This is a genomic window from Yoonia sp. (genome assembly GCF_030731595.1).
GTDB lineage: Bacteria > Pseudomonadota > Alphaproteobacteria > Rhodobacterales > Rhodobacteraceae > Yoonia.
Genome location: NZ_JANQTS010000039.1, coordinates 70,143 through 84,632, shown reverse-complemented (window position 1 = coordinate 84,632; position 14,490 = coordinate 70,143). Strand labels below are relative to the sequence as shown.

General features: G+C 58.9%; 9 protein-coding genes. 3 read left to right on the top strand and 6 right to left on the bottom strand.

The annotated features are described in order from the left end of the window. Nucleotides 1–236: 236 nt before the first annotated feature. Both NWQ23_RS03890 and NWQ23_RS03885 read right to left on the bottom strand, forming a co-directional pair. Entirely contained in the window at nt 237–2,651 is a 2,415-nt protein-coding gene (locus NWQ23_RS03890) for a YbcC family protein (RefSeq protein ID WP_306164931.1), read from the bottom strand. Next, complete coding sequence (locus tag NWQ23_RS03885; protein WP_306164930.1) at nt 2,648–4,237, bottom strand: NADH-quinone oxidoreductase subunit L; 1,590 nt, start codon at nt 4,235–4,237, stop codon at nt 2,648–2,650. Before NWQ23_RS03885 ends, NWQ23_RS03890 begins: the two co-directional genes overlap by 4 nt. Before the next feature lie 102 nt (nt 4,238–4,339). On the opposite strand from NWQ23_RS03885, the gene NWQ23_RS03880 reads away from it, so the two are divergent. Continuing rightward, nucleotides 4,340–5,215: a LysR family transcriptional regulator gene (locus tag NWQ23_RS03880; RefSeq protein WP_306164929.1), complete on the top strand. Its 876-nt coding sequence runs from the start codon at nt 4,340–4,342 to the stop codon at nt 5,213–5,215. Here NWQ23_RS03880 and NWQ23_RS03875 read toward each other — a convergent pair. Further along, nucleotides 5,212–6,105 carry a hydrogen peroxide-inducible genes activator gene (locus NWQ23_RS03875; RefSeq protein WP_306164928.1) on the bottom strand — a complete coding sequence of 298 codons (894 nt, stop codon included), beginning with the start codon at nt 6,103–6,105 and terminating at the stop codon, nt 5,212–5,214. The genes NWQ23_RS03880 and NWQ23_RS03875 overlap by 4 nt on opposite strands. A 132-nt stretch (nt 6,106–6,237) precedes the next feature. Here NWQ23_RS03875 and katG point away from each other — a divergent pair, with 132 nt between their 5' ends. Together katG and NWQ23_RS03865 are read left to right on the top strand one after the other, a co-directional pair. Then, nucleotides 6,238–8,451, top strand: coding sequence for a catalase/peroxidase HPI (gene katG, locus NWQ23_RS03870; protein ID WP_306164927.1), 2,214 nt, complete (start codon nt 6,238–6,240; stop codon nt 8,449–8,451). Between the two features lie 82 nt (nt 8,452–8,533). After that, nucleotides 8,534–9,583 carry an FAD-dependent oxidoreductase gene (locus NWQ23_RS03865; RefSeq protein ID WP_306164926.1) on the top strand — a complete coding sequence of 350 codons (1,050 nt, stop codon included), beginning with the start codon at nt 8,534–8,536 and terminating at the stop codon, nt 9,581–9,583. A 1-nt stretch (nt 9,584) separates the two neighbouring features. Here NWQ23_RS03865 and NWQ23_RS03860 read toward each other — a convergent pair whose 3' ends face one another. From NWQ23_RS03860 to NWQ23_RS03850, 3 genes are all read right to left on the bottom strand, one after another. Continuing rightward, nucleotides 9,585–12,704: an efflux RND transporter permease subunit gene (locus NWQ23_RS03860; protein ID WP_306164925.1), complete on the bottom strand. Its 3,120-nt coding sequence runs from the start codon at nt 12,702–12,704 to the stop codon at nt 9,585–9,587. Continuing rightward, nucleotides 12,701–13,849, bottom strand: a complete 1,149-nt coding sequence (locus tag NWQ23_RS03855) for an efflux RND transporter periplasmic adaptor subunit (RefSeq protein WP_306164924.1) — start codon at nt 13,847–13,849, stop codon at nt 12,701–12,703. Before NWQ23_RS03855 ends, NWQ23_RS03860 begins: the two co-directional genes overlap by 4 nt. Before the next feature lie 164 nt (nt 13,850–14,013). After that, nucleotides 14,014–14,490, bottom strand: a 477-nt coding sequence (locus tag NWQ23_RS03850) for an OmpA family protein (RefSeq protein ID WP_306164923.1), incomplete at its 5' end; no start/stop codon positions are given.

Below are 14,490 nucleotides of genomic sequence, written 5' to 3'. Positions count from 1 at the left end.
AATATACTTTCTGGTGGAACCTGTCCAAAAGGACAGGCATAAAATATTATTTAAATTCAGAGCCATAGTCTGGACACGGGAGTGCCACAGCGCAGTCGCAAAGGGGACGTGAGCCCGCCATAGACAGGCCATATTCTGCCTTGTTGCATTAACCTTAAAAGGGCCTCCACATCTGCGAAGGCCCTCACTGGAATCAAATTTTTTGCATACAAGTAACCCGCACTTCTAACGCGGGGTCAGGCAGCAATGTCGCGCTGATCTGCCACAGATGCAGCCTCAACGGGCGACCATGTCAGATCGCCATCATATCGCGCGGATAGCTTGCCGGTTTCATCGAGCGTGAAAAGATGCAGCCAGCGGTTGTCAAACAAAGCACGCACATTGGGGTGCTTCCCGAGAATATCCGTGATCGCTTCGGCAGGCGCCTCGACGCAGACAGACAGCCGCAACGGGTCGTGGGCATAGTTTTCTCCGTCATGTACCGATTGCCATGGCAAACCGCCGCGCAAGGCACCGCCGTTGCCTTCAACCACACCTATGCCGCCAGTCACGTTGTGCAAAAGCTTGTTGCCAGCCCCGAACACATCGGGCGCGACAACAGAGCCATAGTACTGCAGGCTGATCCAGCTCGCGACCACGACAGGCGCTGTCAGGATCAGTTCGAGCACGCCAAAGCCTTCGTCCTTGCGCCAGTTGTAATCATGCAAGAAGGCCCGCCCTTCAAGACCCTTGCCCTTGGTGCGTGCCCGTGGCGCTGCGATAAAGGCTTTGCAACCTGCGAGTGCCCACTCGGGCCGTGTTTCGGCCCAGTCCCGGCTCCGATGGCTCACATCTGCGCCATTTGCAGCACGCGGCAGGCGCAGGGCGCGTTCGGTGCGTGCCAGCTTGCCAGCAGAGGCCAACCAGGCCTCTGCGGTCTTGAGATGGGATTTGTGACCGTGGCCGGCAAAATCCGCGTCGTAGATAGTGACAACATCAGTGGTCGTATCGTGCAAACCACCTACGAACAGCGTGTCCTCGGGGACCGTAATCCCGTTCTTGGCAAGACCTGCGCGCACCGCCTTGTCATTCAGAATGCCGGCCAAGAGCCGCGCATTAACTTCGCCCGAATAGCCACCGCAGGCCCCACAATGCAGCGCGCTGGCATGGGGGTTGTTCACGACATTGGCGCCGTGCCCGAAAAGCAGCACCAACGGTGCAAAGTTCTCGGTCAGTGACATGGCGTTCAGGATCGCCGTCGCAGCACCGATACGCTCTGCCGGGCCAAAGCTGTCATCAAGAACGGGGGCCTGCTTGTCCGGCGCTTTCGCCGCATCAAGCCCCAGCGCGTCGCGCAACAGCTTGCCCACATAAACGGGGCCCGTAGCTTCGACGAAAGCAAAGGATGACACGGCTGCAAGCTTAAAGCGCCCCCAAGCCCGCCCTGCCCGCGCGGCAAAGCGTGCGTTCTGGTCGGCAAGGGCGTCGGCGTCACTTCCCGATTTGCTTGTCACACCGTGATTGAGCAGCACCGGCAACCGCATTTCTTGCACATCAGAGGCAAATCCCCGATGCGCCGCCGTCAACCCAAAGAAGCCTGCAAACCCGAGGGTCTGAATACGTGGGTCGACACTTTCCAAGGCGCGCCTGAACACCTCAGAGCGCACATCAATGCAGAAAGCGGCCTGAAGCGCGGGACGTCCTTCTTGTGTCGCCTCCGCAGGGGCGTTCAGCGTTGCAGCCAAGCTCCGCTGGCCAGCAAGTTCGGCGGCCGTCTGCAAGGCAGCATCAATCACCTGATCGGTGTTTGGCGCAACAGGGGCTGCATGGGTCGCACAGACCTTTGCCCATTTCGCGGCGATCTGCGGTTTGTATTGCGCATAAAGCGCCTGTTCCCAGATCAACCTGATGGTCAAGACATCAGTCGTTGTTACATCTGTTCCACCGGCAAGCTCTGCCTGCCACAATCGGTACCGCGCCACCTGCGACCAACCTCCCAGTTCCAAAAGAAGCTGGTGAAAATACGTCTGGGATGCTGCGGCTGTCAGGCCAAGCACATCCGCAGCGGCCACAAGTGCATTGCGGGTCTGTGCGGGCGCATTGGCGACTTGCGCAGCAAAGCCTGCAAGACCGGCAATCTCGGCTGTCAGGTCGTGGGTCGCAAAGTCGCGCCAAGCGTCATATGCGCCGCGGCCGGGCTTGTGCTGCCACAAGGCTTGGCCTGCATCAAAATAGCCCGCAGCCCAGACGCCGAACCGCTCTTGCACGATGCCGGGCCAGTCGATGCCAGAAACTTCGGCTGCCAGATCGGCCACTGTTGCGCATTTGGCGGGCGTTGTGACCGGGGTCTTTGCCGCGTCTTTCAGCGCTGCAATATCCTTTGCGGCTTCCGGAAACTGCGCAAGTGCCGCTGTCAGGTCAGCCGCGGATATGGTCCCATCCGCGATCTTGGCCGCATACCATGACCTTGGCATTGTGACGGACGTACCCGCCACCCGCGCCAAAAGTGCGGCGACCTGTGGCAAGGTCTGCTCGGTCTGGCCCAGAAACGGGTTGACCGCGACAGAGGATGACAGGGGCCAAAGAGGCGGGATGGCGCGACCAGCGGCCTCTGCCTTTGCAATCACTTCCAGATGCGCGCCGGTATATCCTGAATATGTATCCGCCTTCATTGTGCCGCTCCTTTGTCAGATGATGGTGTCCGCGCCCAACCGCCCAAAATCCGGTCGGTGATCGCATTGATGTAAAGCCCGTTGGTCAGATGCACCCGCAAGCCCTGTGCGGCCGGGTGGTATGACCAAAGCGGCAAGGTTGCCTGTGCCAAGGCCACAAGGCCAAAGCTGATCAGCGCCAAAAGGATCAGGGCCCATTCCAGCGCCCCCGCCTGAGGGGTTGCAGGCAAAGTCCCCGCTGTCAGCCATTCAGACGCCCTTTGCAGGACAAGATAGCTCAGCGTCACGGTGGCCGCATAAGTTGCCGTGCGCTGGGTCAAGGCCCGTGGGGCCGCATCGGCAAAGCCTTGGGCCAGGAGATAAGCCACTCCGAAGATCAGGATCGCACCCAAGGCAACCGCCTGTGGCGACTTGCCACCAAAATCAAAGCCCAGCCCAAGGATCGCATAAACAATGCCATAGATCGCAAGCGCGACCACAAAAGCCCGCGTGACCGCCCCCATATTGGGCACCGCAACAGGGCCCGGCTTGCGGATTGCCACCACCCGTTCGACTGCGCCACCGGCGGAGAGGAAGGCGTGCGCCTTGTAAAGTGAGTGAGCCACGATGTGCAGCAAGGCCAGCGGGAATAGGGCAAGACCACATTGCAGGATCATGAATCCCATTTGCGCAATCGTGGACCATGCAAGCGAGGCCTTGACTGTTGGCTGTGTCAGCATGACCAAACCTCCGAACAGCGCGGTAAACCCACCGATCAACACCAGAAGCGCCAGCACCAGTGGCGACAGCAGCATCACATCCGCAAAGCGGATCAGGGCAAAGCCACCCGCATTGACGACACCAGCATGGAGCAGGGCAGAAACAGGTGTTGGGGCTTCCATGACCTCGGTCAGCCATCCGTGGGTCGGGAACTGGGCCGATTTCAGAATGGCAGCCAGCGCCAGCAATCCCGCAGCCGCAAGCGCAAAGCCGCCACCAAGACCCTGCTCGGCCTCCGCGAGAATGGTTGAAATCTGCGTCGTGCCATAGGTGCCGGCCAAAAGCAGCGCGGCACCAATGATGGCCAAGTCACTGATCCGGGAGATGACGAATTTCTTATGCGCCGCCCGCTGGGCCGCGACCCGCTCTGGATAGAACAGCAAGAGTTTGTGCAGACAAATGCTGGTCGCGATCCAGGCAAAGACGAACTGTGCGACATTGCCCGATTGCACGAGCAGCAGCACCGCAGCCAGCGTAGCCAAGAGCCAGAAAGTAAACGCATCCTGTCGCGCTTCTCCATCCAGATAGGTGCGGGCATAACGCACCACGACCCAGCCGATGAAGGTGACCAGCAACAGCATCACGACGCTGATGATATCAAGGCGCACAGAAAAACCGATGCCGGACAGACCAAACAGAAAGCTGTCACCGCTGCCCGATGTCGCAAGCAAAACCGCAGAGAGCCCCGCAACGGCGACAGCGGCCAATGCAGCCCCTTCCGCAAGCATCGCGCCCTTTTGCGCAGAGAGACCATGCAACCAGCGCGGCGCAAAGGCTGCACCAAGCAAGATGATTGGGGCCAAAAGAGGCAGGGCGTTCAACAGCATCGTCGTCTCCATCGTGTTTGCGGGTCCACGAGGTGATAGAACATGGGTATCAAGATAAAAAATTCATTGTTTGCTACATATCGTTCACTTATATCGAATGATATGTCGGATATGAATTACAACCACCTGCGTTATTTCTGGGCTGTGGCCCATGACGGCAACCTCACGCGGACGGCTGCCAAGCTGAACCTTTCGCAGTCGGCGCTTTCTGTCCAAATCCGCAAACTCGAGGACAGGTTGGGGCACGCGCTATTCGAACGGCGGGGGCGGCAGCTCCATCTGACCGAAGCGGGCCGGATCACGCTTGATTATGCCGATACGATCTTTGATGCAGGCAAAGACTTGCTTGGCACGCTCAGCCAGCAGGGGCGGCCGCGTCAAGTGCTGCGGGTTGGCGCGTTGGCGACGCTGTCACGCAACTTTCAAATCGAATTTCTGCGCCCCTTGCTGGGGCAAGCCGACGTTGAACTGGTGTTGCGCTCGGGCACCTTGGTTGAACTGCTGCAGGGGCTGGAGACCCTCAGCCTTGACGTTGTTCTGACCAATCGCGCGCCCGCACATGACGCCATGTCCAGCTTTGTCACGCAGCCGATTTCTGACCAGACCGTCAGCCTGATCGGCACGCCGAAGCGGCTTGCTGGCAATGCATCGCTTGCGATGCTCTTGTCGGAAAACCCTGTCATTGTCCCGACCGAGGACAGCCCCGTGCGCGCAGGCTTTGACCGGCTCTGTACACGTCTTGACGTCAGCCCGACACTGGCCGCCGAGGTTGACGATATGGCCATGATGCGACTGCTGGCGCGCGAAGATATCGGGCTGGCGGTGCTGCCACCCATTGCCGTGAAGAACGAACTGTCAAACGGGATGCTGGTGGAAGCCAACCATCAATTGGGCCTTACCGAAAGCTTTCATGCCGTAACCATTGCCCGCAAATTCCCGAACCCGCTGCTTGGCACCTTGCTGCATAACGACCACTAGGTCCCCGTCGCCACCTGCTGCACCAGTGCCGCAAGATCACGCAACTGGCCCGCCAGCGGATTTGTCTTGCGCCAGATCATCCCGACGGTGCGGTGCGGCTGCGGGTCGGCAAACCGACCGATAGAGACCGGGGCAGAGCGGGTCTCGACCGGAACAGCCATTTCGGGGATCAGGGTGACACCGATCCCTGCCCCGACCATTTGCACCAAGGTCGACAGTGAGCTGCCATCCAGCCCTTCACGCGGCAAGGTTGTTTGCAGATTGCAGAACGACAAGGCCTGATCGCGGAAACAATGACCCTCTTCCAGCATGAGAACACGCATCTGGCGCAGAGCGTCGGGGGTGGGGACGGGATGGTCAGCCTCGCTGATGGGCCGGACAAGAACAAGACTTTCATCAAACAACGGGACCTCTTCAAAACCGGGCTCGGCAAGCGGAAGAGCGACGATCGCGGTGTCGATCAGACCGCCCGCCAATTCCTCGATCAGCTTGGGCGTGACAGTCTCGCGGATATGCACATCAAGGCCGGCATAGGCGCGGGACAAATGCCCGATCAGACCCGGCAAGAGATAAGGCGCAATCGTGGGAATCACCCCGATCCGCAAGCGCCCGACTAGCCCGGCCTGCGCCGCCCGCGCCATATCACCCAGTTCGTCCACTGCGCGCAGAATGTCGCGCACCCTTGGCGCCCAGTCTTCGCCAAAGGCGGTCAGGCGCACGTGGCGCGGCCCACGCTCGAACAAGGGGGTGCCGAGGTTCTGCTCAAGCTCTTTGATTTGCACCGATAAAGCAGGCTGAGAGATCGCACAGGCATCTGCCGCACGGCCAAAATGACCATGACGGGACAAGGCTTCGAAATAACGTAGCTGCTTGAGTGTGAGATTATTCATAACCTGAAGTTATGACGGCAATCAAAATTTGCAACTTAAAACAATTCTAAGTTAGTGATATCGATCAAGGGAGCGTCGCGCCCGTTTTGCTAAACTGGCAGCGGCAGACTGCAATCAACATCGGAGAGAACAATGGACGGTAACGACGCCGGAAAATGCCCAGTGATGCACGGGGCAACACTTCACACCACACATAACGTCCGTGGCAACAAAGACTGGTGGCCAAACCAGTTGAACCTCAAGATCCTGCATCAGAACGCGCCTGCGTCTGACCCGATGGGCGCAGATTTCAATTATGCGGAAGAGTTCAACAAACTGGACCTCAAGGCACTGAAAGAGGACCTTTACGCGCTGATGACCGACAGCAAGGATTGGTGGCCTGCGGATTATGGCCATTATGGTGGGCTTTTCATTCGTCTGGCATGGCACAGTGCAGGCACCTACCGGACGGCTGATGGCCGCGGTGGTGCGGGTTCCGGCCAACAACGTTTTGCGCCGCTGAACAGCTGGCCTGACAACGGCAACCTTGACAAGGGTCGCCGACTGCTCTGGCCGATCAAGCAAAAATACGGCAACAAGATTTCATGGGCAGACCTTTATATCCTCGCGGGCAACTGCGCGATGGAGTCGATGGGTCTGAAGATGTTCGGCTTTGGCGGTGGACGTGCCGACGTCTGGGCACCAGAGGAAGATATCTATTGGGGCCGTGAGGATGAATGGCTGGCCAGCAGCGATCATGCTGAATCCCGCTACTCCAATGACCGTGATCTGGAAAACCCGCTCGCTGCCGTTCAAATGGGTCTGATCTACGTCAACCCCGAAGGGCCGGACGGCAACCCCGATCCGCTCGCCTCTGCGCGCGATATCCGCGAGACATTCGCGCGGATGGCCATGAACGACTATGAAACCGTGGCACTGACTGCGGGTGGTCACACCTTCGGCAAGACCCATGGTGCAGGTCCGGCAGAGAATGTCGGCCCCGAACCCGAAGCCGCCCCGCTCGAGGCGATGGGTTTTGGCTGGCTGTCCACCTACAAATCCGGCAAAGGCCGCGACACCATCACCTCTGGCCTTGAAGGTGCATGGACCTCCAACCCGATCAAGTGGGACATGGGCTATTTTGACGTTCTGTTCAAATACGACTGGGAACTGACCAAGAGCCCAGCCGGGGCGAACCAATGGAAACCCAAGAACATCGAAGAAGCTGATATGGCTCCCGATCCAGCGGACCCTTCCAAGAAGGTGCCAATCATGATGTCGACCGCTGACATGGCCATGAAGATGGACCCGGCCTACGAGAAAATCTCGCGCCATTTCCATGCCAACCCTGAAGAGTTCGCCGATGCCTATGCGCGTGCGTGGTTCAAGCTGACCCACCGCGACATGGGACCAAAGGTGCTTTATCTGGGTAATGAAGTCCCCGAGGAAGATCTGATCTGGCAGGATCCAATCCCTGCCGTGGATCACGCTCTGATCGACGATGCAGACATTTCCGCACTCAAGGCTGAAATCCTGGGCTCTGGCCTGTCGCTGTCCGAACTGGTGTCGACTGCTTGGGCCTCTGCCTCGACCTTCCGCGGGTCGGACAAGCGTGGTGGTGCCAATGGTGCCCGCATTCGCCTGGCCCCGCAGAAAGACTGGGTCGTGAACGAGCCTGCAAAGCTGTCCAAGGTCCTTTCCACACTGGAAGGTATCCAAAGCGGGTTCAACAGCGCGGCATCAGGCGGCAAGAAAGTATCGCTGGCCGATCTGATCGTCCTGGGCGGTTCTGCGGCGGTCGAACAGGCGGCCAAGAATGGCGGGCATGATATCGCTGTGCCCTTCACACCGGGCCGGATGGATGCCAGCGCAGAACAGACCGACGCGGAAAGCTTTGAACCGCTGGAGCCGGAAGCAGACGGTTTCCGCAACTTCCTCAAGGCCGACTACAAGGTACCGGCAGAAGAGATGCTGGTCGATCGGGCGCAACTTCTGACACTGTCAGCGCCGGAGATGACGGTGCTGGTGGGTGGTCTGCGGGTCTTGGGTGCAAATGTCGGCGGGGCAACCCACGGCGTCTTTACCGACAAGACCGACACGCTCAGCAACGACTTCTTCACCAACCTCGTCGATATGGGCGTTGAGTGGAAGCCAGCCAGCGATGAAGGCCTCTATGAAGGCCGCGACCGCACCACAGGCGCAGTCAAATGGACCGGCACCCGGGTCGATCTGGTCTTCGGTTCCAACTCGCAACTGCGTGCCTTGGCCGAAGTTTACGCCCAAGACGATGCCAAGGCGAAGTTTGCAAAAGACTTTGTCGCGGCTTGGACCAAAGTGATGCAACTTGATCGCTTCGACCTGAAGTAAACAAGAAACGGGCGCAGCTTTTGATAGGCTGCGCCCCTCTTCTGCGCGGATCAGGCCGCATTCTGGCAAAAGGTCCGCCCGCATGAATACCCAAACATTGATCATCGGTGGCGGCCTCACAGGGCTTGCGCTGGCTTACCGCCTGCAACAGGCGGGGCACGACTATCTGCTTGTCGAGGCGCGAGGTCGCTTCGGCGGACGCATCAAATCTCTGACGGTCGACGGCCAGAACTTTGACCTTGGCCCCTCGTGGATCTGGCAGGGTCAGCACAGGGTTGCAGCCTTGCTTGAACACTTCAACCTTCCTGTCTTCGCGCAATGGAGTGCAGGGACGCAGCTTTACGAGCAGGCAAGCGGCGATGTTGTGCAAAACGCGGGCTTTATGTCCATGGCCGGATCCATGCGGATCGGTGGCGGGACCAGCGCGCTGACGGACGCTTTGGTGCAGGCGCTTGACCCTGCCCGGATATGCACGAATGCTGCTGTCAGACAGATCGGCACAGGACCGCGCGCGATGCTGGAAAACGGTGATATCATCACCGCCCAGCAAATTGTCATCGCGGTGCCTCCACGGATCGCAGCACAGGTGACATTCGAACCCTCATTGCCTCTTGCTGCCCTATCAGCGCTAGCGGCAATTCCCACATGGATGGGCGCGCATGCCAAGTGTGTCGCGGTCTATCCCACCCCGTTCTGGCGCGCCAACGGGATGTCAGGCGATGCCAGCAGCAGGCGCGGCCCATTGGCCGAAATCCATGATGCCAGCCCGATGGACGGCGACCTTGGTGCGCTTTTCGGTTTTGTCGGGCTTCCCGCAGCGATACGCGCGCAGGCAGGGGATGCGCTGAAGGACGCGGCCTTGGCCCAGTTCGTCAATCTCTTTGGCCCGCAGGCCAGTGCACCGATTGCACTGCATCTGGAAGACTGGTCACAAGCGCCATTCACCGCCGCACCCGCCGACGCGACGCCCCCGCCGGGGCATCCGGCATATCGGAAACCGCAAGCGCTCGACGCTATCTGGCATGGCCAGTTGATCTTTGCCGTGACCGAAATGGCCCCCGACAACGGCGGGCTGATCGAAGGCGCGCTGGCCGCAGCGGACACAGCCGCTGCTGATATCTTGACCCGCTGACTTACTCCGCTGGAACGGGCGCTCCAGACGGCACAAAGCGTTTGGCCCGCTTTTCACCCAGCATCAACATCGCCGGTGTCACCAACAAGGTCAGCACAGTTGCAAAAACCAACCCACCTGCAATCGCGCTCGACAATTCAGTCCACCATTGGGTCGAGGGTGCGCCATATACGATCTCTCGGGTAAAGAAGTTGATGTTCAACCCGATCACCATCGGCAAAAGCCCAAGGGCCGTGGTCGCAGAGGTCAGCACAACAGGGCGCAAACGCTGCGCACCGGTGCGCAAGGCGGCCTCAAGAGAGGATACCCCCTGCGCTTTGAACTCGTTGTAGGCGTCGATCAGGACAATGTTGTTGTTCACCACGATCCCGGCAAGCGCAATCACACCGATCCCGCCCATCACCACGCCAAACGGGCGGCCTGTCACCATCAATCCGATCAACACACCTGCAATCGAAAAGATGATCGCCGACATTACGACAAAGGCCTGATAAAAGCTGTTGAACTGGGTCAGCAGGATAATGAACATCAGACCAATCGCAGAAATGAAAGCACCTATCAGGAAGATCATCGATTCCGCCTGATCCTCTGCTTCGCCGCCGAACTTCACCGCGACGCTGGCGGGAAGGTCCAGCCGGTCAATGGCATCTTGCAGCATCACAGTCTGGTCGTTGGCCAGCACACCGGGCGCCACATCAGCCGAGATCGTGATGACCCTTTCCTGATCAATGCGCGTGATGACACCGCTGCGCGGTGCGGGGGTAAAGGCTACAAAATTGGAGATCGGCACGAGCCCTGCGCTGGTCGGCACGCGCAAAGCCTCGAGCTCTGCCAAAGTCCGGTCGACAGCCGGAAAGCGCACGACGATGTCGACTTCGCCGTCGGTATCCTCGGGGCGGTAAGTCGCCACGTTGATCCCGCGTGTCAGCAGTTGCACGGCCTGACCCAGCAGGGCCACGTTTGCGCCACTGCGCGCGGCTTCTGAGCGGTTTACGGCGATCTGCCACTCCACACCGGGGCTGGGGCGGGTGTCGACGACGTCGATGAAACCGCCCAAACGCTCCATCTCGGTCAGGATGGTTTGCACCGCGGCTTCTTGTTCGCTTTGGACATTGCCTCGCACTTCAAGATTGATGGGCTTGCCACCACCGGGTCCACCGGAATCCGTCTGGACCTGCACATCAATGCCGGGAATCTGGGACATGTCGCGCCGGATATCTTCGGCGATCAGCGCAACCGTGCGCCGTGTATCCCATTCGGCCAGTTCCAACTGCAACGACCCGATTACATCGCCGCCCTCGGCAGACCCGCCAGCGCGGGCATAGACGCTTGCGATCTCGTCATAGCCTGCAAGCTTCGCCTCGACCGCGCGCACCAGCGCATCTTGTTCGTAGACTGAAAAGTTGTCCTTGGCGCGGATTTCGACCTGCGCATAGTCAGGTTCAACATCCGGGAAAAAGGTCAAACCATTGCCCAAGCTACCATAGGCAACAAAGGACCCAACCAAGGCCATGACCGCAAAGCTCAGGGTCGTCCACGGGCGCAAGATCGACCATTCCAGAACGCGGATATAGCCACCCATGAATCCGGTCATATTGCGCGGATCGCCTTTTTCAGCGGCATAAAGCTGTGCCTTGGCTTTGGCTGTCTGGCTTTGTCGTTTCCCGATCAGTCCACCCACGACAGGGATGAACACCAGCGCCATAAACAACGATGCCGCCAGAGTGAAAATCACGGTAATGGGCAGGAATTTCATGAATTCGCCGACAACGCCCGACCAGAACAGCAGCGGAAAAAACACGCACAGCGTTGTCGCTGTCGATGCGATGATAGGCCATGCCATGCGCTTGGCCGCACGCGCATAGGCCACTTTGGGTGGCTCACCTTCGTGCAGATAGCGATCCGCCAGTTCGACAGTCACAATCGCCCCGTCCACCAGCATCCCCACCACAAGGATCAGCGAGAAAAGTACCACGATATTCATCGTGTAGCCCATGAAATAAAGGGCTGCGACTCCGGTCAGGAATGCTCCCGGAATGGCAAGGCCGACCAATAGCGACGAGCGCAGCCCAAGTGCGTAAACCACGACGATCATCACCAGAATGATCGCAGCAATCACGTTCGCTTCGAGGTCGGACAACATCGACTTAACCTGTTCGCTTTCATCAAGCGTATAGCGGATTTGAACACTGTCGGGCCAATCGGCCTGTGCCGTTTCAATCACCGCACGGACCTCGGCCACGGTTTCGATAATGTTGGCACCAGCGCGTTTCTTGATTTCCAGAGCCAGGGCAGGCTGGCCATCAATGCGGGCAAATCCGGTCGGATCTTCAAAGGTACGACGGATCGTGGCGACATCGGCAAAGGTCACGACCGTCTGGCCACGCACGAGGACGGGCAATTCCATCACGTCTTCAAGGTTCTCGATCAGGCCGGGAACTTTCAACACCAACCGCCCTGCCTCGCTTTCGATGGCACCTGCGGCGATCAGCTGATTGTTGTTGGTGATGGAGCCGATCAATTCGTCGAAGGTGATATTGTAGGTCTCGAACACGGTCGGGTCGATCAGCACTTCCAGAAGTTCGGTCCGCTTGCCACCGACATCGACTTCAAGCACACCACCCAGCGACTCGATATCATCTTGCAGGTCTTCTGCGAGCTTGTTCAGCGTCCGTTCCGGGACAGGCCCGGACAGAATCACGGTCAGAATAGGGAAAAGTGCGGTGTTGATTTCGGTCACTGTCAGCGTGGCGTCAGAGGGCAGATCCCCTTCGGCCTTATCCGCCGCTTCGCGGACTTTCTGAAGCGCCGCATCAGCATCAAACCCCGGTTCAAACTCGAGTTGAACACTGGCGCGCCCTTCACTGGCCGTGGCAGTCATCGATTTCAGGCCGGTGAGCGAGGCAAACTCTGCTTCCATCGGCCCGATGAGAACATCTTCTGAATCCTGTGGCGAAATACCGTCAACCGAGGTCGAGACATAGACCACCGGGATGGGGATTTCAGGGTTACTTTCCTTCGGGATTGCGCTGTAGGAAAATGCACCGACAGCCAGAAGGAAGACCAGCAAAAGCTGGACAACCTTGCTGCGGTTAAAGGCGGCGTCGATCAGGGCATTCATTGCGAGATATCCGCGGTCAGGTCCGCCGCAATCGGGCGCGGGTCAACGACATCGCCTGCATTCACGAAACCCTGCCCCACCGTGATGATGCTCGCAGTCTCGGGAAGGCCGGTCACCCAGACACCATCCGTCTGTGCCCGCACAATCTGCACCGGCGCAAAAGCAACGGTATTGTCGGGCTCGACTGTCTTGATGCCCAAATCGCCATTCGTGCCTAGTGACAAGATCGCGGGCGAGATGAAATGGCCGCGAGCCTGACCCGTGGGAATGGCAATCCGCGCACTCAGACCGGCAGGCATGGTGCTGTCGGGATTATCCACTGTGACCTCTACACGAAAGGTCCGGGTTTGCTGGTCCGCATTGCTGCCGATAAAGCCGACGGTTCCCGAGCGCTCTTCTCCGGTGATAAATTGCACCTCTGCGGTCTGGCCGGTCTTGATGCGCGACAAAGCCTGCTGCGGCACCTGGATCACCACGGTCAGCGGATCGTTATCCAAGACTTCGGCGACAATATCACCGGAATCCACAAACTCGCCTTCATCCAGCGTCAGATCGTTCAATCGGCCCGAAAACGGTGCGCGGATGATCGTCTTTTCCAACTGTTCTTTGGCGGCAGCCACGGCGGCATCGGCGGCAGCTTTCGCAGCGCGCGCCTGGCTCACACGGTCTTCGGTGGCAACGCCCCGACCTTGCAATTCAACTGCATTGTTCAGATCGCGCGTTGCTTGCTCAAGCTGCGTTTGCGCCTGCAAAAGTTGTGCCTCGATCGTGACCGCGTCAATGCGCCCGATCTCTTGGCCAGACGCAACAAGATCACCGCGTGCGACCGCCACAGAGACGACCTGCCCGGCCACTTCTGACTGGACGCGCGTTGCCCGATCCGGTTCCGACTGACCTTCGGCACTCAGCACAAGCTGCACATCTTGTGCCTGTGATGGCATCACAGCGACCGTGACGGCGCGCGAGGCAGAATCCTCGGCCGCATCATCGACGACTGCGCCAGACGGAAAGACATAGCCGCTCCCCATCCAGCCAACCAAAAGCAATGCAAAAAGCCCAGCGATCCACTTGGAACGCCCAGCGCCCTTGTCGCCTTCGAATGCCAGTTTCCCAGTCAAATCCGGGGGTGCAGCATCTTGTGCCATAATGAAGTCCTTCGCGATAATGGCTTTAGACCCGGCCAAAGGCCGGATCTTTATTATCTGCGATAACTAGGCCCGTTATGCATAGGATACTAGACGCTCTGAGTTAGTTTCTTTTTGAAGCAACCATCCGCCCACTCAGATATCCTCAACTCTTATGCGTCATATCAGCCCTCGTCTGGAAGCGTGAACTCCACCCGGCGGTTCAGCGCACGGCCTTCAGGATTGTCAGCCCCCGACTCTGTCACATTTGGCGCAATCGGGTCTGTCTCACCGACGCCCCGCGCGACAATCGCATCAGCCGTCAAAGCGGTGTTTTCGATCAGCCAGTCCCGCACAACATCCGCGCGACGCTGCCCAAGAGCAAGGTTGAAGGCCTCGTCACCAATTGAATCCGTATGGCCGGTGATCTCGATCGATGTGACACCATCCAGCTTTTCAGCGACACCGCGCAAGACCTCGCGGGCGGCTGGTTCAAGCGATGTGTCGCCAAAGCCAAACAGGACATCGGCCAGCATCACCATTGCATCGACCTCACCTTCTTCATTGGTGCGTACATCCAAGGCCGGATCAGCGGCCGCAATCTCTTCAAGGCTGGGTGTGTCTTGCTCCATGACCTCTTCGGCCATCGTTTCATCTGCCAT

Coding starts and splice junctions, on each gene's coding strand:
- NWQ23_RS03890 (WP_306164931.1), bottom strand. CDS start 2,651: ATGAAGGCGGATACATATTCAGGATATACCGGCGCGCATCTGGAAGTG.
- NWQ23_RS03885 (WP_306164930.1), bottom strand. CDS start 4,237: ATGCTGTTGAACGCCCTGCCTCTTTTGGCCCCAATCATCTTGCTTGGT.
- NWQ23_RS03880 (WP_306164929.1), top strand. CDS start 4,340: ATGTCGGATATGAATTACAACCACCTGCGTTATTTCTGGGCTGTGGCC.
- NWQ23_RS03875 (WP_306164928.1), bottom strand. CDS start 6,105: ATGAATAATCTCACACTCAAGCAGCTACGTTATTTCGAAGCCTTGTCC.
- katG (WP_306164927.1), top strand. CDS start 6,238: ATGGACGGTAACGACGCCGGAAAATGCCCAGTGATGCACGGGGCAACA.
- NWQ23_RS03865 (WP_306164926.1), top strand. CDS start 8,534: ATGAATACCCAAACATTGATCATCGGTGGCGGCCTCACAGGGCTTGCG.
- NWQ23_RS03860 (WP_306164925.1), bottom strand. CDS start 12,704: ATGAATGCCCTGATCGACGCCGCCTTTAACCGCAGCAAGGTTGTCCAG.
- NWQ23_RS03855 (WP_306164924.1), bottom strand. CDS start 13,849: ATGGCACAAGATGCTGCACCCCCGGATTTGACTGGGAAACTGGCATTC.